Here is a 25,748-nt window from a genome sequence, read left to right on the forward strand (position 1 = left end):
AGGCCCCGGCGAAGACGGACGGCGAGAACAAGCCGGAAGGCCAGAAGCAAGGGGAGGAGAAGCGGCCCGACGGGGAAGAACCCCGGCCGCCCGTCTCGTATCGCCTGGCGACTAGCCCAGGGACGTCATCACGTGCTTGATGCGCGTGTAGTCCTCGAAGCCGTACGCCGAGAGGTCCTTGCCGTAGCCGGACTTCTTGTAGCCGCCGTGCGGCATCTCCGCCACCAGCGGGATGTGGGTGTTGATCCACACACAGCCGAAGTCGAGCGCCTTGGACATCCGCATCGCCCGCGCGTGGTCCTTCGTCCAGACCGAGGACGCGAGCGCGAACTCGACGCCGTTCGCGTACTCCAGGGCCTGCTCCTCGTCACGGAAGGACTGCACCGTGATGACCGGACCGAAGACCTCGTTCTGGATGATCTCGTCGTCCTGCTTGAGGCCGGAGACGACGGTCGGGGCGTAGAAGTAGCCCTTGTCGCCGACCTGGTGGCCGCCGGCCTCGACCTTGGCGTGGGCCGGGAGGCGGTCGATGAAGCCGGAGACCTGCTTGAGCTGGTTGGCGTTGTTCAGCGGACCGTAGAGCACGTCCTCGTCGTCCGGCTGACCCGTCTTGGTGTCCGCGGCGGCCTTCGCCAGCTGCGCCACGAACTCGTCGTGGATGGACTCGTGCACGAGCACGCGCGTCGCGGCCGTGCAGTCCTGGCCGGCGTTGAAGAAGCCCGCCATCGAGATGTCCTCGACGGCCTTGGCGATGTCGGTGTCCTCGAAGACCACGACCGGGGCCTTGCCGCCCAGCTCCAGGTGGACGCGCTTGACGTCCTTGGACGCCGACTCGGCGACCTGCATGCCGGCGCGTACCGAACCGGTGATGGAGGCCATCGCCGGGATCGGGTGCTCGACCATCGCGCGGCCCGTCTCGCGGTCGCCGCAGATCACGTTGAAGACGCCCTTGGGGACGATGGAGCCGATGATCTCGGCCATCAGGACGGTCGACGCGGGGGTCGTGTCGGACGGCTTGAGGACGACCGTGTTGCCCGCGGCGAGGGCCGGGGCGAACTTCCACACGGCCATCATCATCGGGTAGTTCCACGGCGCGACCTGGGCGCACACACCGACCGGCTCGCGGCGGATGATCGAGGTCAGGCCCTCCATGTACTCACCGGCGGACTTGCCCTCCAGCATCCGCGCGGCACCCGCGAAGAAGCGGATCTGGTCCACCATCGGCGGGATCTCCTCGCTCGCGGTGAGGGCGACCGGCTTGCCGGTGTTCTCGACCTCGGCGGCGATCAGGTCCTCGGCGCGCTCCTCGAACGCGTCCGCGATCTTGAGCAGGACCTTCTGGCGCTCGGCGGGGGTGGTGTCCCGCCAGGCCGGGAAGGCGGCCGCGGCGGCCGTCATCGCGGCGTCGACGTCCGCCTGCCCGGAGAGCGGAGACGTGGCGAAGACCTCGCCCGTGGCCGGGTTGACCACCTCGATGGTCCGCCCGTCGGCGGCGTCCCGGAACTCCCCGTTGATGTAGTTACGCAGCCGGCGCAGCTCGGTGGTCACTTGCCACCCCTCCTGTCGTTCAGAGTTCGTTCTGTCCCGATGGATGAGACACCCCCACACTAGTCGCTCGGCGGACGCTTTCGACAGGCCCGACGCCTCACAACTTCGGATTCAGTGTGATCGCGAACCCGAAACAACGAATTACATCGCTCTGGGCTTGCCAGACAGACGAGTCTCGGTGCACAGTGAGGTGTGGCCAGTCAAAGCACGAACTCCAGGACCGGAACCGGTTCGTCCCCGACGATCGATGCCGTCTCGCTGGCGATCATCGAGCAGCTCCAGCAGGACGGTCGCCGTCCGTACGCCTCCATCGGCAAGGCCGTAGGCCTGTCGGAAGCGGCCGTACGGCAGCGCGTCCAGAAGCTGCTCGACCAGGGCGTCATGCAGATCGTCGCCGTCACCGACCCGCTCACCGTGGGATTCCGGCGGCAGGCGATGGTCGGCATCAACGTCGAGGGTGACCTCGATCCGGTCGCCGACGCGCTGACTGCCATGGCCGAGTGCGAGTACGTGGTGATGACCGCGGGCTCGTTCGACCTGATGGTGGAGATCGTCTGCGAGGACGACGACCACCTGCTGGATGTGATCAACAAGCGCATCCGCACCCTCCCCGGCGTGCGCTCCACCGAGAGCTTCGTCTACCTCAAGCTCAAGAAGCAGACCTATATGTGGGGAACCCGATAGCCGTGAGCAAGGACCTCTCCAAGACCGCCTACGACCACCTGTGGATGCACTTCACCCGCATGTCGTCGTACGAGAACTCGCCTGTACCCACCATCGTGCGTGGTGAGGGCACCTACATCTTCGACGACAAGGGCAAGCGCTACCTCGACGGTCTCGCGGGTCTCTTCGTGGTCAACGCCGGTCACGGCCGCCAGGAGCTGGCCGAGGTCGCGTACAAGCAGGCCCAGGAGCTCGCGTTCTTCCCCGTGTGGTCGTACGCGCACCCCAAGGCCGTCGAGCTCGCCGAGCGGCTGGCGGACTACGCCCCGGGCGACCTGAACAAGGTCTTCTTCACCACCGGTGGCGGCGAGGCCGTCGAGACCGCCTGGAAGCTCGCCAAGCAGTACTTCAAGCTGCAGGGCAAGCACACCAAGTACAAGGTCATCTCGCGTGCGGTCGCCTACCACGGCACCCCGCAGGGCGCCCTGTCGATCACCGGTCTGCCCGCCCTCAAGGCCCCCTTCGAGCCGCTGGTCCCCGGCGCGCACAAGGTGCCGAACACCAACATCTACCGCGCCCCGATCCACGGCGACGACCCCGAGGCCTTCGGCCGCTGGGCCGCCGACCAGATCGAGCAGCAGATCCTCTTCGAGGGCCCCGAGACCGTCGCGGCCGTCTTCCTGGAGCCGGTGCAGAACGCCGGCGGCTGCTTCCCGCCGCCGCCCGGGTACTTCCAGCGGGTCCGCGAGATCTGCGACCAGTACGACGTGCTCCTCGTCTCGGACGAGACGATCTGCGCCTTCGGCCGCCTCGGCACGATGTTCGCCTGTGACAAGTTCGGCTACGTGCCGGACATGATCACCTGCGCCAAGGGCATGACCTCGGGCTACTCCCCGATCGGCGCCTGCATCGTCTCGGACCGCATCGCGGAGCCGTTCTACAAGGGCGACAACACCTTCCTGCACGGCTACACCTTCGGTGGCCACCCGGTGTCGTCGGCGGTCGCCATCGCCAACCTCGACATCTTCGACAAGGAAGGCCTGAACCAGCACGTGCTGGACCAGGAGGGCAACTTCTTCGACACCCTGAAGAAGCTGCACGACCTGCCGATCGTCGGCGACGTCCGCGGCAACGGCTTCTTCTACGGCATCGAGCTCGTGAAGGACAAGGTCACCAAGGAGTCCTTCACGGACGAGGAGACCGAGCGCGTGCTCTACGGCTTCCTCTCCAAGGCGCTCTTCGACAACGGCCTGTACTGCCGGGCCGACGACCGTGGCGACCCGGTGATCCAGCTTGCCCCGCCGCTGATCGCCGACCAGGGCACCTTCGACGAGATCGAGGGAATCCTGCGCTCGGTGCTCACCGAGGCGTGGACCAAGCTCTGATCCCGTCCGGCTGACACCGGTACGACCTCACGCCGCCCTCACGGCGTGACCCCGGCCCGGGCATGCCGCCATCCGAGTGGATGGCGGCGGCCCGGGCCGTGTGCTGTCCGTACAAGCGGATCTGAATCCTTACGGTGCCCAGTGACCCAAAGGCCCGTCCTTTCGTTCCCCCGTACGGGGGAACACGGGGGACCAGACATCAGATCCGACTTCGATCCGACTTCGAGGTGTACGCGATGGCCCCACCGGACAACGACGTGCTCTGGGCGCGTTCCCTGCACTACGCGCTCGGCGGCACGACCGTGCTCAGCGGCGTCTCCCTCGGCGTGCGCGAGGGGGAGATCCTCGCCCTCGTCGGCCCGCGCGGCAGCGGCAAGACCGCCCTCATGCACTGCCTGTCGGGCCAGGTGGTCGCCCAGGAGGGCGAGGTCTGGTTCAACAGCAGTCCCGTGCACACCATGGGGCAGGCCCAGCGCGAACGGCTCCGGCGGGATCGTTTCGGCTGGATCGACCCCGAGCCCGGGCTCGTGCCCGAGCTGACCGCCTGGGAGAACGCCGCCCTGCCGCTGCTGCTGCGCGGGGTCTCGCACCGGGTGGCCAAGACCTCCGCCCTGGAGTGGCTGGAGCGACTCGACATCGGCATGTGCGGGCCCAAGCGGCCGCACGCCCTGACCCAGTCGCAGCGCCAGCGGATCGCCATCGCCCGCGCCCTGATCACCACCCCGTCGGTACTCTTCGCCGACGAACCGACCGCCTCCCTGCACAGCGCCGACGGGTCCCAGGTGCTGCGCACCCTGACGGCCGCGGCCCGCTCGCACCGGATCACGGTGCTGCTCGCCACCCACGACACCGAGGTGGCCACCCTCGCCGACCGCACGGTCGCCCTGCTCGACGGGCGCCGGGTGAGCGCCGTGGCACCGACGACCGGGGCGGAGGGCGTCACGGCGTGCTCGCTCTCCGTCTAGTCCGCGGAACCCACCCCCTCGTCCTGCTGCGACGGCTCCTCGTCGCCACGGCGGCGGCGGGGGTCGGGTTCCTGCTGCTGTGCACGCTGGGGTACGCCGTCGGCCACCCCGCCGATTCGGCCGCCTCGACGCTGCGCCTGCTGTGGTGTCTGATCCCGATGGCGGCCACCGTGCAGTTCGCCGTGGCGGTGGCGCGTACGGATCCCAGCACGCGGCCGCGGCCGGGGCTCTCGGCGGTCGGTCTCGGCCCCGCCCGGTTGACGGCCATCGCCGCCGCGTCGACGGCGGTGTCCTGCACGCTCGGCTCGATGGTCGCGCTCCTGTTCTACCTGCACCTGCGCGGGGACATCACCGGGCTGCCGTTCGACGGGGCGGCCGCCGAGCTGCTCGCCGCCGACCAGCCGATCCCCCTGCCGGCGGCGCTCACCCTGCTCGCGATCCTGCCGGTGGTCGCCTCGACGGCGGCCGCGCTCGCCCTGCGGCCGAGGAAATCGGTCCCGGTGGAGGGCGCCGAGAGAGCGGCGCCGGCCGGGCTGCCGTGGGGCGTGGCGCTGCTCGCGGTCGGCCTCGCGGTGGAGACGTACGCGGGACAGGGCGGCGAGGGCGGGGCGCTCCCGCTGCCGGGCCGCTTCGAGGGCAGCCCCGCGGGTGTGCTCATCGGCTGGATCCTCACGGCGCTGGGCCTGGCGATGGCGGGCCCCGGCATCACCCACTGGTGCGGCCGCCTCCTCCAGTCCGCCCGCCCGGGCGCGACCCGGCTGCTCGCCGGCCGGGTCCTGATGAGCGAGTCCCGCCGTATCGGACGCCCGCTCGGCGTGGTGTGCGCGGTGGCCTCCGGCGGACTCGCGGCGGCGACGCTGTACGACGCGGGGACGGGCGACTTCGGGCCCCTGACGGGCCTGGGCGCGGCGCTGGTGATGGCCTGCACGATGGCGACGCTTCTGACGACGGCCCTGGAGTCCAAGCAGTGCCGGGAGCACACGACCGAGGCCCTCCTGCGCCTCGGCGCCCCACCCACGGTCCTGCGCACGGCGGCCCTGCTCCGCGCGGGCGCCCTGCTGGCGGTGTTCCTCCCCGTGACCTGGCTGGTGGCGGCGCTGGCGGCGGTGCCCCTCCGCTAGCCGTTGCGGGCACCTGCGCCAGAGCGGAGCGGGTGGGCACAATCCACTGGCCGGCGCCCTCGCAAGTCCCTCGCGCGGGGGGGGCGGCGCCCCTTCGGGCCCCGGGCCGGCGGGCCCGGCACCCCTCGCCCGGGGCCTATCGTGGGCGCATGGCCCGCCACCACGACCGCGAGATCCACAACCACCGGGAATTCGCCGCGGCCGTCGCCCGCGGCTCCCTCGTCGGTCACCGGATCCAGTCGCTCGACCTGACCGACCACACCTTCGCGCTGCTGTCCGTCGCGACCACCGGCGCCGTCTTCCTCGGCTGCGAGATGCAGCCCGAGGCCGCGGCCAAGGTCCGCGCCGACGGGGCCCTCGTCTTCCCTCCCGTACCGGACCTTCCGTTCGACCCGTACCGAGCCCTGCTCTACTCCCCCGATGACCTGTTCGCCGGGGTGAGGGCCGAGGGGTACGAGGCGACCCCCGATGCCCTCGCGTACGCCTGGTTCCAGCGCACGAAGGCCGACGGCGACATCTTCGCGTCGATGCTCCGCGCCATCCATGACGACGCGATCTCCGACGCGCTCGACGAACTCCTCGTCGGCAGCCGGGTCGTCGGCGTCATGGGCGGCCACGCCATGGCCCGCGGTACGGACGCGTACGCCGGTGCCGCCCGCCTCGGGCGGTCGCTGGCCCGCACCGGTCTCACCGTGGCGACGGGCGGCGGCCCGGGCGCGATGGAGGCCGCGAACCTGGGCGCGTACACCGCCCCGCTCGCCGACGCCGTCCTCGACGAGGCGCTCGAACTCCTCGCCAAGGCACCGTCGTTCGTCCCGTCCGTCACCGACTGGGCGCGCGCCGCGTTCGAGGTGCGTGCCCGCTGGCCCGAGGGCGGCGACTCGGTCGGGATTCCGACCTGGTTCTACGGCCACGAGCCGCCCAACCCGTTCGCCGGGCACATCGCCAAGTACTTCGCCAACGCCACCCGTGAGGACGGTCTGCTCGCCCGCTGCGACGGCGGTGTGGTCTTCCTGCCGGGCGCGGCCGGGACGGTGCAGGAGATCTTCGACAACTCCACGCCGAACTACTACGAGTCCCGGGGCGAGCCCACCCCCATGGTCCTGGTCGACCGCGCCCACTGGACGGAGCGGCTGCCCGCCTGGCCACTGCTGCGCGCCCTGGCGTCGGGCCGTCCGATGGCGGCGCGCATCGCCCTGGTGGACTCGATCGACGAGGCCCCGGAAGCGCTGCGGCGCCTGGCGGGCGCGACGTAGCCGCCGCTACAGCCTGCGGACGGCCTGCGCCTCGGCCCGCTCCACCGAGGCCCGGCCGTGCACATGCACCAGCGCCAGATGGAACAGCGCGGGCGCGAGCGGCGCCCAGCGGTGGATCCGGTCGGGCCGCAGCAGATACCGGGCCACGTCGGCGGAGCGGAAGGGGACGTACTCGACGCTCTGGTGCTCCCAGCGGTCGGCGACGCCTCTGCTCAACCGCGCCTGGAGCTGTTCGCCCGTCATATCGGCGAGACGAGCGTAGAAGTGGGCGCTCCAGTGGCGCTTCTCGACGTCGAGGACGAAAGCCAGCAGGGAGAGCGTGTACTCGTTCGGCTCCAGTGACATCTCTTCCCGCATGCCGCGCCGGGCGACGGCGTGCAGGTCGGGGGCGTTGCGGCCGGCCGAGTCGATGTGCCGGGAGAGCCCTTCGTTGACGGACGAGTTCCATACGCCCGGTGCCATACGCACGCGGTTGCTGCGCCGGCTCACGACGAGCAGGTGGTCGGAGGTGACCACGGCGATGTTGACGGCGAAGCTGCACTGCAGGAATGCCGGGGCTGTGAGCGGCTCTTCGGGATCGAGGTAGCGGGACCGGGGTGTGGAGCCGTCCGGCAGCCGGCGGTCGAGCTGCTGGGCCGCGAGGAAGGTGTAGTAGTCGGTGGGCCGCAGCCTCAGGTGGACCTCGGACTGCTCGTCGAGGGCGGTCCGGGACACCTCCAGGCTCTCCACGGCGTAGCGCGGGCCGTTCCACACCGGTGCCCGCTCCCCCGCGGCGCTCGCCCGGGTCTCCTCCGCCTCGATCTCGTCGCGCCAGCCCGCCATCTCCTCCGGCAGGGCGATCTCCCCGTCGAGGACCTGGACGTGGATCGACTCGGGGGCGATGGCGCGGTCCCCGTCGCCCTCGACGATCAGGGCGGAGGTGTGCAGGGGGCCCAGGGAGAACGTCGACCAGGCCGACCCCTGCCGCTCCCGGAAGGTGAGGCTGCGGACCACCCCCGCCGACCGGCGTCTGATCCTGAACCACACGTCCTGCGTCCACTGCTGGAACAGGGTGGCGAACACGACCCCCAGGATGGCGCCGACCACTCCGTTGCCCACGTCTATTCCGCTCACGCGCAGCAGCGTAGGCCAGTTGATCAACGCCGATGGCCACGCGAGGCAACTTCGGCGCCCGATCCCACGTCTGACAGCCGGAACGAACCCGGAACACCCTCTTGTACGCGAACGGAGCCTCCACGTGCTCATAGGACTGCTGACCGCCGTCGCCGCCTCGATCTGTTACGGCACGGGCTCGGTGCTTCAGGCCGTCGGCTCCCGCAAGTCCGCCCGCCGGGAGGCGGCGGCGGCCGGACAGGTCACCGGGCGGGGCGGCCCGAGCCTTTCGTCCACCGCGAAGGCGGCGATGACCTGGGAGTTCGTCGTCGGCACGATCCTGGACTTCGTCGGTTTCGGGCTGGGGGCGCTCGCCGCCCGGCTCCTTCCGCTGTTCCTCTCCCAGACGGTGATCAGCGCCAACCTCGTCATCACGGCCGTCCTGAGCGTCAAGCTGCTCGGCATCCGGCTGACCCGCGCGGAATGGACCTCGATCGGCGTGGTCTGCTCGGCCCTGGTGCTGCTGGCGAGCGCGGCCGGCCCGGAGGGCAGCGGGCACACGCCGATCGCCACGCACTGGTGGCTGCTGGCGATCTCGGTGCTGCTGATGGTGGGCGGGACGATCGTCGTACGGTTCCTGGGCGCGAGCGCGGCGATCCTGGCGGGTCTGCTGTCCGGTCTGGGCTTCGGCGCGCTCGGGGTCGGGGTCCGGGTGCTGAACGGCGTCGACCCGTTCGACCTGGGCGCGCTGCTCGCGGACCCGGCACTGTACGCGATCCTCGTGGCCGGGATCGGCGGCATGTATCTGCACACGGTCGCGCTCCAGATCGGCTCGGTGAACGGGGCGACGGCGGCGCTGGTGGTCGGCGAGACGGTGCTCCCGGGGATGATCGGCGTGTGGTGGCTGGGCGACGCCTCGCGTCCCGGTTTCGCCTGGCTCGCGGTGACCGGCTTCGTCCTCGCGGTCGCGGGCGCGGTGGCGGTGGCCTGGTTCGGCGCACCGGAGGGCGACCCCGCCTCGGCGGCGCCCGCGCCGGAGCCCGCACCCGAGCCCGTACGCGTCCCCTGATCCCGCCCGCGGCGTGGGGCGGCGGACAGCGCCGGTACCCGGGTCAGTCCCGTTCCCCCGCCAGCACCACGACCTCGGTGGCGGTGAACGTCACCCCCACCGTCGCACCCTCCTCCGGCGCGTCCTGAAGGGTGCACTCGGCCTCCAGGACCGGGCCGTCGGCCGGGCGGAGGAGCACGGCGACATGGCTGCCGCGGAAGGTGCGGGCGTCGACCGTGCAGGGCAGGCCGTCCGCCGGCGCCCCGAGGCGTACGCCGGCCGGGCGGACCAGGATCTTCGCCGCGCCCTGCGCCGTCCCGTCCGGGACGGGGATCTTGCCCCAGACCGTGTCGGCGGCGCCGCCGCTCACCGCCGCGGCCACGACATTGTCGAAGCCGAGGAAGCGGGCCACGAACTCCGAGGCCGGTCGCTGCCACACCTCCAGCGGTGTCCCGGTCTGGGCGATCCGGCCGTCCCGCATCACCACGACCCGGTCGGCGAGCGCGAACGCCTCGCCCTGGTCGTGGGTGACGGCCAGCACCGTCGTACCCAACTGCCCGAACAGATGCCGCAGTTCGACCACGAGCCGTTCCCGCAGCCCTCGGTCGAGCTGACCGAGCGGCTCGTCCAGCATCAGCAGCCGGGGCCGCGGGGCGAGGGCCCGGGCCAGCGCGACCCGTTGCTGCTCGCCGCCCGAGAGCGAGGCGACGGCCCGCCGCCCGGCCCCTGGCAGTCCGACGAGGTCGAGCAACTCCCCCGCGCGTACGGCCTGTTCGTCCCTGCCGACCCCGTGCATCCGCAGCCCGAAGACGACGTTGCCCGCCACGTCCCGCTGCGGGAAGAGCTGATGGTCCTGGAACATCAGGCCGACACCGCGCCGGTGCACCGGCACCCCCGCCTGGTCGGCGCCGCCGAGGAGCACCCGGCCGCCGTCCAGCGTCTGCAGACCGGCGACGGCCCGCAGCAACGTGGACTTGCCGCTGCCGCTCGGCCCGAGCACACAGACGATCTCGTGCTCGGCGACCTCCAGGTCCACCGAGTCGAGCACGGCGCGCTCCCCGAACCGTACGGTCGCGTCCTTGAGCGTCAGCATCAGAACTCCCCAGAGGCCCGGTCGGTGCGCAGTCGTTCGAGCAGCAGCAGAGCCACCGCGCACACCACCATCAGAATCGTCGAAAGGGCCATGGCCTGGCCGTAGTTGAGCTCGCCCGGCCGGGCGAGCAGCCGCGCCACGGCGACCGGCAGCGTCGGGTTGTCGGGCCGGGCGATGAAGACGGTCGCGCCGAACTCGCCGAGCGAGACGGCGAAGGCGAACCCGGCCGCGATGAGCAGCGCCCTGCGCACGAGCGGCAGGTCGACCTCGCGCCAGGCCCGCAGCGGTGAGGCGCCGAGGACGGCCGCCGCCTCCCGCAGCCGTTCGTCCACCGCCCGCAGGACGGGCAGCATCGTCCGTACGACGAAGGGCACGCCGACCAGCGCCTGCGCGAGCGGTACGAGGATCCAGCTCGCCCGCAGGTCGAGCGGTGGCTCGTCCAGCGTGATCAGGAACCCGAAGCCGACGGTGACGGCGGAGACCCCCAGCGGCAGCATGAGGAGCGCGTCGAAGCCGCGTACGAACCGCCCCGCCCGCCGGGTCAGGGCCGCCGCGGCGAGCCCGCCTACGGCGACGGCGATCGCGGTGGCGACCAGGGCGTACTGCAGCGAGTTCACGATGGTCTCCGCCATCGGCACGAGGAAGGTGCCGGAGGCGTCCACGGACCGCAGGGCACGGTAGTAGTCGAGCCCGTACCCGCGCGGGGTGTCGAAGGACCGCTCGACGAGCACGCCCAGCGGCAGGACGATCAGCAGCGCGACCGACAGCAGCACGCCACCCAGGAGCGTCCACTGGCCGGCGCCCTTCGGCCGGTGCGCGGTCCGCTCGGGCGGGACGAGCCTCAGGGCCGTCTCCCGCCTGCGTACCGTCCAGGCGTGCACGGCGAGGATCGCGCCGACGGCGACGAACTGCGTCATCGTGAGGACGGCGGCCGTGGTGAGGTCGAAGCGGTCGACCGTCTGGCGGTAGATCTCCGTCTCCAGGGTGGAGTACGTCGGCCCGCCGAGGATCTGGACGACGGCGAAGGAGCCGGCGGTGAAGAGGAACACCATCAGCGCGGCCGCGGCGAGCGCCGGGGCGAGCGCGGGGAGGGTCACGGTCCGCCACGCGGTCCACCGGGACGCGCCGAGGACCCGGGCGGCCTCCTCCTGACGGGGGTCGAGCTGGGCCCACAGGCCGCCGACGGTCCGGACGACGACGGCGTAGTTGAAGAAGACATGGGCGAGGAGGATCGCCCACACGGTGGTGTCCAGGCGGACGCCCCACAGCTCGTCGAGGAGCCCGCCGCGACCGACGAGTGCCAGGAACGCCGTGCCGACCATGACGGTGGGCAGGACGAAGGGGACGGTGACGACGGCGCGCAGCAGCGCCTTGCCGGGGAAGTCGAAGCGGGCGAAGACGTACGCGCCGGGCAGCGCGATCAGCAGGGTCAGCGCGGTGGAGGCGAGCGCCTGCCACAGCGTGAACCAGAGGACGTCGAGGATCTCCGGCCGGGTCAGCGTCTGGCCGAACCGGCCGAACCGCCATGCCCCGTCCACCATGAGCCCGCGCTCGATGATCGAGGCGACGGGCCAGGCGAAGAAGAGGCCGAAGAACGCGACGGGCACGACCATGAGGCCGAGCCGCGCCGCGCTTCCACGGGGCGCTTTCGTCACTTCAGCACGAGCGAGGACCACGACTGGATCCACTGGTCACGCTTCTCGGCGATCTTCGCGGGCTCCATCGTCTGCGGCTTGTCGATCACCACCCCGTGCTGGGTGAACAGCTCGGGCAGCGTCGCGTCGCTGGTGACGGGGTTGACGAACATCTGCAGCGGCATGTCGTCCTGGAACTTCTTGGAGATCAGGAAGTCGATCAGCATCTTGCCGCCCTCGGGGTTCTTCGCCCCGTCGAGCAGTCCGGCGAACTCGGTCTGCCGGAAGCAGGTGCCCGTGGAGACGCCGGTGGGGGCGGTCTTCGGCTGCGGCTCGGAGTAGAGGACCTCGACCGGCGGGCTGGAGGCGTACGACACGACCAGCGGACGGTCACCCTTGGCCTTCTTGCCGCCCGCGGAGCCGGAGAACTCCTGGTTGTAGGCGAGCTCCCAGCTGTCGACGGTCTTCACGCCGTTGGCCTTGAGCTTCTTCCAGTAGTCCTGCCAGCCGTCGTCGCCGTACCGGGCGGCGGTGCCGAGGAGGAAGCCGAGTCCCGGGGAGGACCGCTCGGGGTTCTCGACGACGAGCAGGTCCTTGTACGCGGGCTTCGCCAGGTCGTCGAAGGTCTGCGGGGGCGCGAGCTTCTTGTCGGCGAAGTACTTCTTGTCGTAGTTGACGCAGATGTCGCCGGTGTCGACGGGGGTGACCCGGTGCTCCTCGTCGAGCCGGAGTCCGGCGGGGACCCGGTCGAGGCCCTTGGCCTCGTACGGGACGAAGATGCCGTTGTCGAGCGCGCGGGACAGCAGGGTGTTGTCGACGCCGAAGAAGACGTCGCCCTGCGGGGAGCCCTTGGTCAGGATCTCCTTGTTGACGGCTTCACCGGCGTCGCCGCTCTTGAGGACCTTGACCGTGAAACCCGTCTTCTGGGTGAACTCCGCCAACACCTCCTTGGAGGCGTTGAAGGAGTCGTGACTCACGAGGGTCACGGTCTTCGGCGCACGGCTGTCGGCCTGGTCGCCGGAGCCGCCGCACGCGGCGAGCGTGGTGACGCCCAGCGCGGCGACGAGCGCGCCCGCGGCCATCTTCTTGGTGCTCACTGAAATTCCTCCTGGGTGTGACCAGGAAGAGACGCGGCCCTGCCCACCCGAGGGTGGGCAGGGCGCAACAGCTCGAGTAACGACCGAACTTCCTACCCAGAATGACCTGGGCGAGGTTCAGAGGGTCTGCGGTCCGTTGACCGCACTCTCAGCGCTGTGGCGCTCCCCTGTCGGAATATGGAGATGTGTTCGAGCTCAGCCTACAAGGTCAGCGTTCGGTGGCGGCGAGCTGTCCACAGGCGCCGTCGATCTCCTGACCTCGGGTGTCGCGGACGGTCACCGGCACGCCGTGGGCGGCGATGGCCTCGACGAACGCCTTCTCGTCCTCGGGACGGGAGGCCGTCCACTTGGACCCGGGGGTCGGGTTCAGCGGGATGAGGTTGACGTGCACCCGCTTGCCCCTGAGGAGCCGTCCGAGCAGGTCGCCCCGCCATGCCTGGTCGTTGATGTCCCGGATGAGGGCGTACTCGATGGAGATCCGGCGGCCGGACTTCTCCGCGTACTCCCAGGCGGCGTCGAGGACCTCGCGAACCTTCCAGCGGGTGTTGACGGGCACGAGGGTGTCGCGCAGCTCGTCGTCGGGCGCGTGCAGCGAGACGGCGAGCCGGCACTTGAAGCCCTCGTCGGCGAAGCGCAGCATCGCGGGCACGAGACCGACGGTGGAGACGGTGATCCCGCGCTGCGAGAGCCCCAGCCCGTCGGGCTCGGGGTCGGTCAGCCGCCGGATCGCCCCGACGACCCGCTTGTAGTTGGCGAGCGGCTCGCCCATGCCCATGAAGACGATGTTGCTGAGCCGCGCCGGCCCTCCCGGCACCTCGCCGTCGCGCAGCGCCCGCATCCCGTCGACGATCTGGTGCACGATCTCGGCGGTCGACAGGTTCCGGTCGAGCCCGGCCTGCCCGGTGGCGCAGAACGGGCAGTTCATCCCGCAGCCGGCCTGCGAGGAGATGCACATGGTGACCCGGTCGGGATACCGCATGAGGACGGACTCGACGAGCGTGCCGTCGTGCAGCCGCCACAGGGTCTTACGGGTGGTGTCGTCGTCGCACGAGATGTGCCGGACGACGGACATCAGGTCGGGCAGCAGCTCGCCCCGCAGCTTCTCGCGGGAGGCGGCGGGGATGTCGGTCCACTCGGCGGGGTCGTGGGCGTACCGCGCGAAGTAGTGCGTGGACAGCTGCTTGGCGCGGAACGGCTTCTCGCCGATCGCGGCGACGGCTTCCTTGCGCTCGGCGGGCGTGAGGTCGGCGAGGTGCCGCGGCGGCTTCTTGGCTCCGCGGGGCGCGACGAAAGTGAGTTCTCCGGGCTTGGGCATGGTTCTACCAGTGTCGCAGACGGATCCCGGCCCCCAGGGCCCGAAGCGCTCCGCGGTCGTCCCGGGCCGTCTCCGGGCCGTCTCCGGCGGCCCGGAGACGGCCCGGAGGGCCAGATCCGCCGTGGCGCGGCCGTCTGCTCGTCTACTCGTCGCGGCACACGCGCCCCGCCAGGACCCCGCGGGCGGCGCCGGCGATCTTCATGATCGACGACGCCTCGTCGTGCGGCCCGCTCCGGTGGGGGGTCAGCCCCATGCGGGGGCGGCGAACATGCTGGCCGCGTTGTAACCCGAGTGGGGATACGAAGCGCCCCAGCTCACGGCCTCGGGCTGGGTGCGGGGGAAGTCCGCGGCCACCAGCGTCGCCAGATCGAAGTAGGCCTGGCGGGTCTGCGGCCTCATCTCCTTCAGATCGACCTCCGCGCCCGTGGCGAGGTGCTCGTCGAAGGGGATCATCACCACGCCCCGGCAGCGGGCGCGGAAGTGATCGACGACGTCGTTCACCTTCACCATCTTGCTCTTCTTGCGGGGCTCGGAGATCACGGTGATGCTCCGCTGGACGAGATCGTCGTAGTGGTGCGCGCTGAGCCAGTCCAGGGTCGTGCTGGCGCTGGTGGCGCCGTCCACACTGGGTGTGGCGACCACGATCAGCTGGTCCGCGAAGTCGAGGATGCCGCGCATCGCGCTGTGCAGCAGGCCGGTCCCGGAGTCGGTCAGGACGATCGGGTAGTGCTGTCCGAGGCAGCCGACCACCTGCCGGTAGTCCTCGTCGTTGAACGCCGTGGAGAGCGCGGGGTCGGCCTCGTTGGCGAGGATCTCCAGTCCGCTCGGGGACTGGGAGGTGAAGCGCCGTACGGCCATGTAGTTGTCGATGTTCGGGAGCTCGGCCACGAGGTCACGGATGGTGGCGCTGGTCTCGCAGCGCACGCGCCGGCTGAGTGTTCCCGCGTCCGGATTGGCGTCGATCGCGACGACCCGGTCCTGACGCTCGGTGGCGAGGGTCGCCCCCAGGGCGGTCGTGGTGGTCGTCTTGCCGACTCCGCCCTTGAGGCTGATGACGGCGATCTTGTGGCACTGCATCACCGGAGTACGGAGGATGGCCAGCTTCTCCTCGCGCTCACGCTCCGCGGCTCTGCCGCCGATGCGCAGCCGGCTGAGGCCGCGACGGTCTCGGGACCGGGTGCGCAGCAGACGGTCGGAGGAGAGCTCGATCGCGGCACTGCGCCCCAGGCTGCCGCTACGGCCGCCCCGGTCCGGTCCCGGCCAGTGCGCCGGAGTGGGGTGAGGCGGTGAGCCGTAGTGCGGCGGGAGTCCGGACGCGCCCTGGGGCAGCTGCGCCCGGTTGGTGTACGACGGGGGCAGAGGCTGCTCCGCGCCGAGGCCGTGCAGGGTGGGCACCGAGCGGCGGCGCTCCATCGCGCCGCGCGGCGGCAGCGCCTCGTACGCGCCCCGGGTTCCGGCCCCGGGTTCCGTCGACACCGCGTCCTGGGAGTCGTCAGCGGCGGACGAGTCGGGCGTGGCGAGCCCGGCCGCGGGCCCGTCGGAGCCTTCTCGTCTCCTGTCGGGTGCGGGACCGTCGACGGAGGTGTCGCGATCGTTGGTCACGATGAATCCTTTCGCGGGGACGAGGTTTTTCGAAGAGGTGAGGGTGCTGCCGGCCACGGGGGCGCCGGCGTGACGGCGGCTGTGGTCACCGGCCGGCGGCTGGGTCTGTTGGGCGGACCGGTGGACGGGGGTTTCCGCTCGGCGCGGACCGCCGCCCGGCACGGGAGTGATCGGCGGCTTCCCCACGGCCAGGCTCCTGAACCGGGGTTCGGAAGAGGCGATGGTGTACCGGCGGCCGGTCTCGCGGCCGAAGCGGGGAACGTCGCTTTCGGCCGGGCCGAGCGCGGGAGCCACGCGGTACCCGGGAGGCAGCGCGAGTGGTTCGCGACCGGACCGAGCGAGAGCGGGCACGCCCGCGTGGTCCCTGACGGGCTCCAGGAGGCGGACCGGCCTGGGCGGAGCTGCGAGGGGGCTCGACGGGTCGGCACGGACGAGCGTGCCGTCCTGAGCGAACGTCAGGCCGAATGATATGAACTGCTCCACCGTCAGGACTCGCTTCTCCCCGCGCGAGATGTGCGGGTGCCGCTGCCAGGCAGGGGCCTCTTCCCCGCCGGGTCCGACCGACGACGCGTACGTGCTGCGGTAGCGCTGATCGGCCTGCAGGGCCTGCTGGACCTCGGGCGGGACCTCGAGTCGGCTGCGCACGCGGAACTGCCCGGCCTTCAGGCTCTCGGTCCGCTGCAACTGCACCTTCAGCGGACCTACGAACGAATAGCGCTGCTGATCGGCGTACTCGCGCAGCTTCTGGACCAGTTCCTCGCCGAGCATGACCAGGCACGCGCTCTGGAGTTCGTGGTCGCCCGGACTGAGTTCGACGATGAAACCGTTGGGGGCGATGGTGCAGTCCCGGTTCCAGATCCTGGCGTTGATGTCGCACTCGCGCCTGAGAGCACCGATGAATTCCATGGGCTGGACCGCGGATTTGAACACCTTGGCGAAGGTTCCATTGACCAAAGCTTCGAATTTTTGTTCGATTTTGTTCAGCGTCCCCACTACAGCCTCCGGGGTACCGATCGGTCAGATGGAGAAGATTGCTGATAGTAGTTATATAGCCACAATTCGTGATCAAGCGCGGTGTGTCGCCGCAATTCATCAGATCAGCGGCTGGGACGGACCGGACCGGGCGGTGTTCCGACGGCCCGAACGATGTCGACACCACCGCGGTGACCTGGCCCTTTGCCCCAGATCGCCCCCGGTGCCACCGACCCGGCCCCTACGGCTCGTCTGGCGGAACGGGGCCGGCCACCGATCGGCGAGCGGAGTCTGGTGCGTGCGAGCGCGAGGCGGAGGAGCGAGTCCCCGCGGACCGTCGACGACCGGCGACAGCGGTGGGGGCACCGCTTGTGCCCGATGGAGTACGCGGGAGGGCGTGCGTGCAGACGTCACGCGCCCGGAGGAACGGCGAGACACCGCTAGCGTGGGCGGGTCAGGTCCGCGGCGCCACCCGGGCCGAGGAGGTCGGTGGGGGTGAGGTCGTGCTCGTCGAGGTGGGACAGGGTGCGTCGGGCGCGAAGGGTGACCACTGCGGGCAGCAGCGGGCGGGCCGCCTCGACGAGGCGTAGCCAGGGCGGCAGGCTCACGACGGCGCTGCGGCGCTCGATGCCCCTGGCCAGCCGCTCGCCGACCCGGTCGACGCGGTGGACCCGTGAGGCGGGCCACGCCATCCGGTGCCGCAGCTCGCGCATCACCCGGTAGTCGTCGGCCGCCCGGATCATGCCGGTGTCGTGCCAGGTGAGCCGGGCCACGCCCACCGCCACGCCGCGGTGCGCGACCTCCGCTCCCAGGGCGTGGGTGAACGCCTCCACACCGGCCTTCGACGCGGCGTACGCCGTCATCATCGGCGCCGGCGCGAGCGCCGCGAGCGACGAGATCTGCAGGTAGTAACCGTGGGTCGCCGACAGCGCGGGCAGGAAGACGCGCGCCGTGACGGCGCTGCCGACGAGGTTGACCTCGACGATTCGCCGCCAGGTGTCCGGGGCGGTCCGGTCGAACGGGCCGCCGGCGGCGATCCCCGCGTTGGCGACGACGACCGACGCGGGCCCCAGCCGCCGCTCGACCTCCCCGGCCACGGCCGTCATCCGCCGCTCGTCGGTCACGTCGGCCCGCCAGGGGTGGGCGGCGCCGCCCGCCTCCCGGCAGCGGGCCGCCACCCGGGCCAGTTCCGCCTCCTCGTGCCCCAGCAGGGCGACGCGCGCACCGCGCCGGGCGAGAGCCAGGGCCACCCGCTCCCCCACTCCGCGCGCCGCGCCCGTGACGACCGCCGTACGACCGCGCAGTGGTGAACCTCCGCTCATGGGTCCACGGTAGGCAGGCGGGGGATGTTCTGCGCGGGACCGGGAACCCGCTCGCTCGACGACCGACTTCTCACGCGGGAGGACCCCATGGCCGTACGACACCAGCTGATCCGCCGGAGCCCGGAGGCTGTCTGGGCCGTCCTCGCGGATCCGGCGCGCTACAGCGAGTGGGTGGTGGGCACCTCGGACTCCGATCCCCTGGACGCCGACTGGCCCCGGGTGGGCTCCCGGCTGCGGTACACGGTCAGGGTCGGCCCGTGGTCGGGCAGCGGCGAGACGATCGTGCGCCGCTGTGAGCCGGGGACCGTCCTGGAGCTGGAGGCCGTCGCCCAGGGCATCGGAACCGCCCGGGTCGCCCTCGAAATCCGTCCGTGGGGCGAGGAGAGCCTGGTCATCTGCGACGAGCACCCCCTGCGCGGACTGGGCGGACGCTGGCACAACACGCTCTCGGACGCGCTGATCCAGCTCCGCCACCGGGACATGCTCGCCCGGCTGGCCAGGACCGTCGAGAACGGGGCGAACGACGGCCGGGCCCCCGGCGACCGGGCGGGTGACACGGCGGCCGCCCCGCCGCCCCGGGCGGTGTGACCGGTGCCCGACGCCGTGGTGATCGGAGCCGGCCCCAACGGTCTCGTCGCCGCCAACCTGCTCGCGGACGCCGGGTGGAGCGTGGAGGTGCTGGAGGAACAGCCCGAGCCTGGCGGCGCGGTACGCAGTGACCGGGGCCTCCACCCCGACTACGTCCACGATCTCTTCAGCGCCTTCTACCCGCTGGCCGCCGCCTCCCCCGTGGTGGCCCGTCTCGACCTGGCGCGCCACGGTCTGCGCTGGAGCCACGCCCCGCGGGTGCTGGCGCATCCGCTGCGCGACGGCCGGTGCGCGGTGCTCGCGCGCGACGCCGAGGACACGGCGGCGGGTCTGGAGGCGTTCGCCGACGGTGACGGCGACGCCTGGCGGGGCATGTACGCGGTGTGGGACCGGCTCGGCGGGGACATCGGGCGCGCCCTTTTCACCCCCTTCCCGCCCGTCCTGGCGACGCTGCGCCTCGCGACCCGGATCAGCCCGCCGGCCGCGCTGCGGCTGGCCAGGAACCTGTCGCTGCCGGTACGCCGGCTGGGCGAGGAGGAGTTCCGCGGGGAGGCGGGCCGGCTGCTCCTCGCGGGCAACGCGCTGCACGCGGATCTGGCCCCGGAGTCCGCGGGCAGCGGAGGGTACGGCTGGCTGATGTCGATGCTCGGCCAGAGCCACGGCTTCCCGGTGCCGGTGGGCGGCGCCGGTGCGCTGACGGCCGCTCTGGTGGGCCGCCTGGCGGGGCTCGGTGGTGCGGTGCGGTGCGGGGAACGGGTGGTGTCGGTCGTCGTACGGGAGGGCAGGGCGGTGGCGGTCCGTACGGCCGCCGGTGAGGAGGTGCCCGCGCGGCGGGCCGTGCTCGCCGACGTGTCGGCGCCCGCCCTCTTCGGGCGGCTGGTCGACCCGGCGCATCTGCCGGACCGTCTGCTGCGCGACATCCGGCGCTTCCAGTGGGACTTCGCCACCTTCAAGGTCGACTGGGCGCTCGACTCGCCCGTGCCGTGGACGGCGCCCGCCGCGGCGACGGCCGGCACCGTACACCTGGCCGACGGGGTGGACGGGCTGACCCGGTTCGCCGCGCAGATCTCCATGGGGCTCGTCCCCGAGGAACCGTTCGCGCTCTTCGGTCAGATGACCACGGCGGACCCGGGGCGGTCACCGGCCGGAACCGAGTCGGCGTGGGCGTACACGCACCTGCCGCAGCACATCCGGGGCGACGCGGGACCCGACGGGATCACCGGAGCCTGGGACACCCGGGAGCGGGAGGCGATGGCGTACCGCGTGGAGGCCCAGGTGGAGCGGTACGCCCCCGGCTTCCGTGACCGCGTCCGGTCGCGACGCGTCCTGGCCCCGCCGACGCTGGAGTCGATGGACGCGAATCTGCGTCGCGGTGCCATCAACGGCGGTACGGCCTCCCTCCACCAGCAGCTCGTCTTCCGCCCCACGCCCGGCACCGGCCGCCCGGAGACGCCGGTCAAGGGCCTGTATCTGGCCTCCGCCTCGGCCCACCCGGGCGGCGGGGTCCACGGCGCACCGGGCGCCAACGCGGCACGGGCCGCGCTGCGCGGCCGCCTGCTCCGCCGGACGTGACCGGATCGGGGCCGCCGGCATCCAGCACGGAGAGACGGGAGGAACGACGACGAAGGGCTCGCCGTCCCGGGGACGGCGAGCCCTTCTCGTACGCATCCGGGGCCGCGGGTCAGGTCGTACCGACGAAGATCACGAGCAGCAGCCAGACCACCGGAGCCGTCGGAAGCAGCGAGTCCAGCCGGTCCATGATGCCGCCGTGCCCCGGCAGCAGGGTGCCCATGTCCTTGATGCCCAGGTCCCGCTTGATCATCGACTCGCCGAGGTCACCGAGCGTCGCGCTCGCCGCCACCGCCAGGCCGATGAGGAGCCCCTGCCACCACGCGCCGTCCTCGATGAGGAACTGCATGCACAGCGCGCCGGCCCCCATCGCGAAGGTCACCGCCCCGATCAGTCCCTCACGGGTCTTTCCGGGGCTGATGCGCGGTGCCAGCTTGTGCTTCCCGAAGCGCCAGCCGATCGCGTACGCCCCGGTGTCGCTGACCACGGTCAGCACCAGGAACATCAGCACCCGCCGCGGTCCGTCGTCGGCGGTGAGCATCAGCGCCACGAACGTCGCCAGGAACGGTACGTAGAACGCGGCGAAGACGCCCGCCGTGACATCCTTCAGATAGCCCTCGGGCGGCTCGGTCATGCGCCAGACCAGCACCGCCAGAGCGGTCAGTGCCATGGCGACCCAGGCACCCTCCGCGCCCCGCACGTAACCGGCGACGACCATCGCCGCACCGCCGACCGCGAGCGGGACCAGCGGCGCCTTGATGCCCTTGCGTTCCTGGAGACGGGAGGTGAGCTCCCACAGGCCGACCACCACCGCGACCGCAATCACGCCGACGAACGCGGCCTTCCAGATGAACAGCGACGCGATGATGACGGCGCCGAGCCCGAGCCCGACGCCTATGGCCGCGCCCAGGTCGCGCCCCGCGGTCTTCTTCTGCGGGGCGGCGGGCTGGGACGGGCTGGACATGGGCTCCTGCGGGTGCTCGTTCGGCGTCTCGGCACGGAACGGGGGACCGCTCCGCTGAGCGGCCCCCCGATCGTGGTCGTCCTGGTGGTCGCCGGCGGGGACGTCGGGCACGATGGGCATGGGCCGAGTCTGCGCCGCCTGCCGCCCATCGTATGCGGGACCCGCCGGGGCAGGCCCCTGGTCGGGCCCCCAGTAGCCGGTACCGGCCGGGGCCCCCCAGGAAGAGTCGTTCATCAGACCTCGAGCAGCTCGGCTTCCTTGTGCTTGAGCAGCTCGTCCACCTGCGCGACGTACTTCGCGGTGGTGTCGTCGAGCTCCTTCTCGCCGCGGCGGCCCTCGTCCTCGCCCACCTCGCCGTCCTTGACCAGCTTGTCGATGGTCTCCTTCGCCTTGCGGCGGACGGAGCGGATGGAGATCTTCGAGTCCTCGGCCTTGCTCTTGGCGACCTTGATGTACTCGCGGCGGCGCTCCTCGGTGAGCTCGGGGAACACCACACGGATGATGTTGCCGTCGTTGCTCGGGTTGACGCCGAGGTCGGAGTCGCGGATCGCCTGCTCGATGTTGCGCAGCGCGCTCTTGTCGAACGGGGTCACCACGGCCATGCGCGGCTCGGGCACCGAGAAGGACGCCAGCTGGTTGATGGGCGTGATGGCACCGTAGTAGTCCGCCACGATCTTGTTGAACATCGCCGGGTGCGCACGGCCGGTGCGGATCGCGGCGAAGTCCTCCTTGGCGACCACGACGGCCTTCTCCATCTTCTCCTCGGCCTCGAGGAGGGTCTCTTCGATCACCAGTTGCTCCTGCGTGTCGTCGCGTCTTGTCCTGCACGGTGTACGACCGGCAGGGCTCTGTCCATCCCCTCGCGGGGCGGTACCCGGTTTCAGGCCCGGGTGCCCTGGTCGCTCACGAGAGTGCCGATCTTCTCACCCTTCACCGCGCGCGCGATATTGCCCTCGGCGAGCAGTTCGAAGACGAGGATCGGGAGATTGTTGTCCCGGCACAGGGTGATGGCGGTGGCGTCGGCGACCTTGAGGTCGCGGGAGAGCACCTCGCCGTACTCCAGCGCGTCGAACTTGACCGCGTCGGGGTTGGTCTTCGGATCGGAGTCGTAGACCCCGTCCACGCCGTTCTTGCCCATGAGCAGGGCCTCGGCGTCGATCTCCAGGGCGCGCTGGGCGGCCGTGGTGTCGGTGGAGAAGTACGGCATGCCCATACCGGCGCCGAAGATGACGACGCGGCCCTTCTCCAGGTGGCGCACGGCGCGCAGCGGGATGTACGGCTCCGCGACCTGGCCCATGGTGATGGCGGTCTGGACGCGGGAGTCGATGCCCTCCTTCTCCAGGAAGTCCTGGAGGGCGAGGCAGTTCATGACCGTGCCGAGCATGCCCATGTAGTCGGAGCGCGCCCGGTCCATGCCGCGCACCTGCAGCTCCGCGCCGCGGAAGAAGTTCCCGCCGCCGATCACGACCGCGATCTCCGCGCCGTCGCGAACGACCGCGGCGATCTCGCGTGCGATCTTGTGCACGACGTCGGGGTCGACGCCGAGCCCGCCGCCGCCGGCGAATGCCTCACCGGACAGCTTCAGCATGAAGCGGCCGGCCTTTTTGCCGTGGTTGTCATCGCCCTGTGCGGCGCCCTGATTCATGGAGATCTCCTCGTGCACATACGACGAAGGCCATTGCCGGTGGGTCCTTGCGGTTTCCCCTACGGCAATGGCCTCCTCGTCAGATCTGCGGTCGTCCTACGCGAACGCGGACAACTGCTTCAGACCCTACCGGGGTCCGGTGTCCGTCGCGTACGGACTCAGATGCCGACCTTGATGCGCGTGAAGCGCTTCAGGGTGACGCCGGCCTCGTCCAGGATCTGCTGGACGGACTTCTTGTTGTCGAGCGCGTACGGCTGGCCGAGCAGCGTGGCGTCCTTGAAGAAGCCGTTGACGCGACCCTCGACGATCTTCGGGAGCGCGGCCTCGGGCTTGCCCTCGGCGCGGGTGGTCTCCTCGGCGACGCGACGCTCGGTCTCGACGACCTCGGCCGGAACGTCCTCACGGGTGAGGTACTTCGGCGCGAAGGCGGCGATGTGCTGCGCGACACCCTTGGCGATCTCGGCGTTCTCCTTGTCGAACTCGACGAGAACACCGATCTGCGGGGGCAGGTCGGGCATGGTGCGGTGCATGTAGGCCGCGACGTAGCCGTCGGCGTACTGCGCGAAGCGGTCGAGGACGATCTTCTCGCCGAGGTTGGCGTTGGCCTCGTCGACGTACGCCTGCACGGTCTTGCCGGGCTCGATCTCGGAGGCGAGCAGCGCCTCGAGGTCGGCCGGGGAGGTGGCGGCGACGTGCGCGGCGAGCGCGTTGGCGACGGCCTGGAACTTGTCACCCTTGGCGACGAAGTCCGTCTCGCACTTCAGCTCGACGAGGACACCGGAGGTGTTGTCGTCGGCGATCAGGGAGACGACGGCACCGTTCTCGGCAGAACGGCCCTCGCGCTTGGCGACGCCCTTCTGACCCTTGATGCGCAGGGCCTCGACGGCCTTGTCGACGTTGCCGTCGGCCTCGTCCAGGGCCTTCTTGCAGTCCATCATGCCGGCGCCGGTGAGCTCACGGAGCTTCTTGACGTCAGCGGCGGTGTAGTTCGCCATGAGTCTGAGTTTCTCTCTCGAAGTCTGAAAGATCTACGGGTGGACGGCGGGGGCTTCGTGGGCCCCCGCCGTCGTCATCCGAACCATCCGAAACAGCCTGGCCGGTGAAGGCCGGGCCGTGGATCAGGCCTGCTCGGCCTCGGCGGCCGGAGCCTCGGCCTCAGCGGCCGGGGCCTCGGCGGCGGGCGCCTCGGTCTCGGCGGCGGGCGCCTCAGCGGCGGCCTCGGCCGGCTTCTCGGCCTCGACGGTCTCGTCGGCCTTCTTCTCGCCCTCGAGCAGGTCGCGCTCCCACTCGGCGAGCGGCTCGCCGGCGGCCTTCTCGCCCGGCTTCGAGTCGCCGGTCGCGGCGCCGGAACGGGCGATGAGGCCCTCGGCGACGGCGTCGGCGATCACGCGGGTGAGCAGGGTGACGGAGCGGATCGCGTCGTCGTTGCCCGGGATCTTGTAGTCGACCTCGTCGGGGTCGCAGTTGGTGTCGAGGATCGCGACGACCGGGATGTGGAGCTTGCGCGCCTCACCGACGGCGATGTGCTCCTTCTTGGTGTCGACGATCCAGACGGCGCTCGGCACCTTCTGCATCTCGCGGATACCACCGAGGGTCTTCTCCAGCTTGGCCTTCTCGCGGGAGAGGACCAGGAGCTCCTTCTTGGTGAGACCCGAGGCGGCGACGTCCTCGAAGTCGATCTGCTCGAGCTCCTTGAGGCGCTGCAGACGCTTGTAGACGGTGGAGAAGTTGGTGAGCATGCCACCGAGCCAACGCTGGTTGACGTACGGCATGCCGACACGCGTCGCCTGCTCGGCGATGGCCTCCTGGGCCTGCTTCTTCGTACCGACGAACATGATGGAGCCGCCGTGGGCGACGGTCTCCTTGACGAACTCGTAGGCGCGGTCGATGTACGACAGCGACTGGAGCAGGTCGATGATGTAGATGCCGTTGCGCTCGGTGAAGATGAAGCGCTTCATCTTCGGGTTCCAGCGACGGGTCTGGTGACCGAAGTGGACGCCGCTCTCCAGCAGCTCCCGCATCGTGACGACGGCCATGGCCGTATCTCCTTGAGTTTCTCGGTTATGTCCTGACACCCCGGCGCGCCGTGCCGCGAGGGACCGAAAGGCGCTCCACGACCTGTGAGGGTGGTGGCGGGGCGTGCGAAGTCGACCCGGTGACCCGGATCGCCATAGGAAGTGTACGGGACCCGGGGGCCACCGGGTGACGGCGCTGTCCACAACCAGCCCGTCGTCCACAGATACCGTCCATGATCCCCACCAATCGGACGGCCCCGGGATCGTGGCCTCCATGCATCTGACGACACTGCTGCTCACGCTCACCCTGGTGTGGCCCGTGGGGCCACCGCCCCCGGAGATCCTCCGGGGCTGGGACCCGCCCGCCGGACCGTACGCCCCCGGCCACCGCGGCCTCGACCTCGCGGCACCACCGGGCACTCCCGTCCGCGCGACGGCCTCCGGCGTGGTCACCTTCGCGGGTCCCGTCGGCGGCCGCGGCGTCCTGACCGTGACCCTGCCCGGCACCGGCACCCCGCCCCTGCGCACCACCTACGGCCCGGTGACCCCGCTGGTGGCGGCGGGCACCACCGTCACCAGCGGCCAACCGGTGGCCACGGTCTCCGCCCCGAGCGGCGAGTCACCCCACTGCCCGCAGTCCTGCCTCCACTGGGGCCTGCTCCGGGGTGACACCTACCTGAACCCCCTTCTCCTGCTCCGGACGGGCCCGTCCCGCCTGCTCCCGGTGACGGGGGTGCCGTAGGACCACCGGACCGAACGAACGAGGGGGCGGGCGGAGACATCGCGCAGCTGTGCCGGGGCAGCCCTTGGCTTGGCGATCCATGGGAGCTTCGCAGTTCCCCACCCCGCCCCGG

22 protein-coding genes and 1 riboswitch are annotated in these 25,748 nt (G+C 71.1%); of the genes, 9 read left to right on the top strand and 13 right to left on the bottom strand.

Translation table 11 applies throughout. The features are described from left to right. Positions 1–111: 111 nt before the first annotated feature. Positions 112–1,548, bottom strand: a complete 1,437-nt coding sequence (locus ABZY12_RS32650) for a gamma-aminobutyraldehyde dehydrogenase (RefSeq protein ID WP_356896783.1) — start codon at positions 1,546–1,548, stop codon at positions 112–114. Positions 1,549–1,740: 192 nt separating this feature from the next. On the opposite strand from ABZY12_RS32650, the gene ABZY12_RS32655 reads away from it, so the two are divergent. The 5 genes from ABZY12_RS32655 to ABZY12_RS32675 all read left to right on the top strand — a co-directional run bounded on the left by ABZY12_RS32655 (position 1,741) and on the right by ABZY12_RS32675 (position 6,938). After that, a complete protein-coding gene (locus tag ABZY12_RS32655; protein WP_356896785.1) occupies positions 1,741–2,232 on the top strand; it encodes an Lrp/AsnC family transcriptional regulator in 492 nt (163 codons plus the stop codon). Further along, positions 2,217–3,596 carry an aspartate aminotransferase family protein gene (locus ABZY12_RS32660; RefSeq protein ID WP_356896787.1) on the top strand — a complete coding sequence of 460 codons (1,380 nt, stop codon included), beginning with the start codon at positions 2,217–2,219 and terminating at the stop codon, positions 3,594–3,596. Before ABZY12_RS32655 ends, ABZY12_RS32660 begins: the two co-directional genes overlap by 16 nt. A gap of 236 nt (positions 3,597–3,832) precedes the next feature. After that, positions 3,833–4,561, top strand: a complete 729-nt coding sequence (locus ABZY12_RS32665; protein WP_356896789.1) for an ATP-binding cassette domain-containing protein — start codon at positions 3,833–3,835, stop codon at positions 4,559–4,561. Continuing rightward, positions 4,543–5,682 carry a hypothetical protein gene (locus ABZY12_RS32670; RefSeq protein ID WP_356896791.1) on the top strand — a complete coding sequence of 380 codons (1,140 nt, stop codon included), beginning with the start codon at positions 4,543–4,545 and terminating at the stop codon, positions 5,680–5,682. Before ABZY12_RS32665 ends, ABZY12_RS32670 begins: the two co-directional genes overlap by 19 nt. A gap of 149 nt (positions 5,683–5,831) precedes the next feature. Beyond that, positions 5,832–6,938, top strand: a complete 1,107-nt coding sequence (locus ABZY12_RS32675) for a Rossmann fold nucleotide-binding protein (protein ID WP_356896793.1) — start codon at positions 5,832–5,834, stop codon at positions 6,936–6,938. A gap of 6 nt (positions 6,939–6,944) precedes the next feature. On the opposite strand, the gene ABZY12_RS32680 is transcribed toward ABZY12_RS32675, so the two are convergent. Continuing rightward, positions 6,945–8,051 (bottom strand): hypothetical protein, encoded by a 1,107-nt coding sequence (locus tag ABZY12_RS32680; protein WP_356896795.1) that lies wholly within the window; start codon positions 8,049–8,051, stop codon positions 6,945–6,947. Positions 8,052–8,175: 124 nt separating this feature from the next. Here ABZY12_RS32680 and ABZY12_RS32685 point away from each other — a divergent pair, with 124 nt between their 5' ends. Continuing rightward, entirely contained in the window at positions 8,176–9,099 is a 924-nt protein-coding gene (locus ABZY12_RS32685) for a hypothetical protein (protein ID WP_356896797.1), read from the top strand. A gap of 43 nt (positions 9,100–9,142) precedes the next feature. On the opposite strand, the gene ABZY12_RS32690 is transcribed toward ABZY12_RS32685, so the two are convergent. The 6 genes from ABZY12_RS32690 to ABZY12_RS32715 all read right to left on the bottom strand — a co-directional run bounded on the left by ABZY12_RS32690 (position 9,143) and on the right by ABZY12_RS32715 (position 18,113). Continuing rightward, the gene (locus ABZY12_RS32690; protein ID WP_356896799.1) at positions 9,143–10,171 is read right to left on the bottom strand and encodes an ABC transporter ATP-binding protein; all 1,029 of its coding nucleotides are present in this window, start codon (positions 10,169–10,171) and stop codon (positions 9,143–9,145) included. Further along, positions 10,171–11,784, bottom strand: a complete 1,614-nt coding sequence (locus ABZY12_RS32695) for an iron ABC transporter permease (protein ID WP_356896820.1) — start codon at positions 11,782–11,784, stop codon at positions 10,171–10,173. Before ABZY12_RS32695 ends, ABZY12_RS32690 begins: the two co-directional genes overlap by 1 nt. A gap of 38 nt (positions 11,785–11,822) precedes the next feature. Beyond that, a complete protein-coding gene (locus ABZY12_RS32700; RefSeq protein WP_356896822.1) occupies positions 11,823–12,887 on the bottom strand; it encodes a thiamine ABC transporter substrate-binding protein in 1,065 nt (354 codons plus the stop codon). Positions 12,888–12,973: 86 nt separating this feature from the next. Next, positions 12,974–13,081, bottom strand: a riboswitch (TPP riboswitch). Positions 13,082–13,110: 29 nt separating this feature from the next. Beyond that, positions 13,111–14,217: a 23S rRNA (adenine(2503)-C(2))-methyltransferase RlmN gene (gene rlmN / locus ABZY12_RS32705; protein WP_356896801.1), complete on the bottom strand. Its 1,107-nt coding sequence runs from the start codon at positions 14,215–14,217 to the stop codon at positions 13,111–13,113. Between the two features lie 243 nt (positions 14,218–14,460). Further along, entirely contained in the window at positions 14,461–16,812 is a 2,352-nt protein-coding gene (locus tag ABZY12_RS32710; RefSeq protein ID WP_356896803.1) for an FhaA domain-containing protein, read from the bottom strand. A gap of 419 nt (positions 16,813–17,231) precedes the next feature. After that, on the bottom strand, positions 17,232–18,113 hold the full coding sequence (locus ABZY12_RS32715; RefSeq protein ID WP_356896805.1) for an SDR family oxidoreductase: 882 nt from the start codon (positions 18,111–18,113) through the stop codon (positions 17,232–17,234). A gap of 87 nt (positions 18,114–18,200) precedes the next feature. Here ABZY12_RS32715 and ABZY12_RS32720 point away from each other — a divergent pair, with 87 nt between their 5' ends. Together ABZY12_RS32720 and ABZY12_RS32725 are read left to right on the top strand one after the other, a co-directional pair. After that, positions 18,201–18,701, top strand: a complete 501-nt coding sequence (locus tag ABZY12_RS32720) for an SRPBCC family protein (RefSeq protein ID WP_356896807.1) — start codon at positions 18,201–18,203, stop codon at positions 18,699–18,701. A gap of 3 nt (positions 18,702–18,704) precedes the next feature. Then, positions 18,705–20,273: an NAD(P)/FAD-dependent oxidoreductase gene (locus ABZY12_RS32725; RefSeq protein WP_356896809.1), complete on the top strand. Its 1,569-nt coding sequence runs from the start codon at positions 18,705–18,707 to the stop codon at positions 20,271–20,273. A 109-nt stretch (positions 20,274–20,382) separates the two neighbouring features. Here ABZY12_RS32725 and ABZY12_RS32730 read toward each other — a convergent pair whose 3' ends face one another. The 5 genes from ABZY12_RS32730 to rpsB form a co-directional block, all read right to left on the bottom strand. Beyond that, on the bottom strand, positions 20,383–21,468 hold the full coding sequence (locus ABZY12_RS32730) for a phosphatidate cytidylyltransferase (protein ID WP_356896811.1): 1,086 nt from the start codon (positions 21,466–21,468) through the stop codon (positions 20,383–20,385). After that, positions 21,468–22,025 (bottom strand): ribosome recycling factor, encoded by a 558-nt coding sequence (gene frr / locus ABZY12_RS32735; RefSeq protein ID WP_137993093.1) that lies wholly within the window; start codon positions 22,023–22,025, stop codon positions 21,468–21,470. The genes ABZY12_RS32730 and frr overlap by 1 nt, the downstream gene beginning before the upstream one ends. Before the next feature lie 89 nt (positions 22,026–22,114). Then, positions 22,115–22,879: a UMP kinase gene (gene pyrH / locus ABZY12_RS32740; protein WP_356896813.1), complete on the bottom strand. Its 765-nt coding sequence runs from the start codon at positions 22,877–22,879 to the stop codon at positions 22,115–22,117. Positions 22,880–23,037: 158 nt separating this feature from the next. Beyond that, positions 23,038–23,874, bottom strand: coding sequence for a translation elongation factor Ts (tsf, locus tag ABZY12_RS32745; protein WP_356896815.1), 837 nt, complete (start codon positions 23,872–23,874; stop codon positions 23,038–23,040). Positions 23,875–23,997: 123 nt separating this feature from the next. Beyond that, positions 23,998–24,915 carry a 30S ribosomal protein S2 gene (gene rpsB, locus ABZY12_RS32750; RefSeq protein WP_215066481.1) on the bottom strand — a complete coding sequence of 306 codons (918 nt, stop codon included), beginning with the start codon at positions 24,913–24,915 and terminating at the stop codon, positions 23,998–24,000. Positions 24,916–25,168: 253 nt separating this feature from the next. On the opposite strand from rpsB, the gene ABZY12_RS32755 reads away from it, so the two are divergent. Further along, a complete protein-coding gene (locus ABZY12_RS32755) occupies positions 25,169–25,636 on the top strand; it encodes a M23 family metallopeptidase (RefSeq protein ID WP_356896818.1) in 468 nt (155 codons plus the stop codon). Positions 25,637–25,748 lie beyond the last annotated feature (112 nt).

The organism is Streptomyces sp. NPDC006551, assembly GCF_040611675.1.
GTDB lineage: Bacteria > Actinomycetota > Actinomycetes > Streptomycetales > Streptomycetaceae > Streptomyces.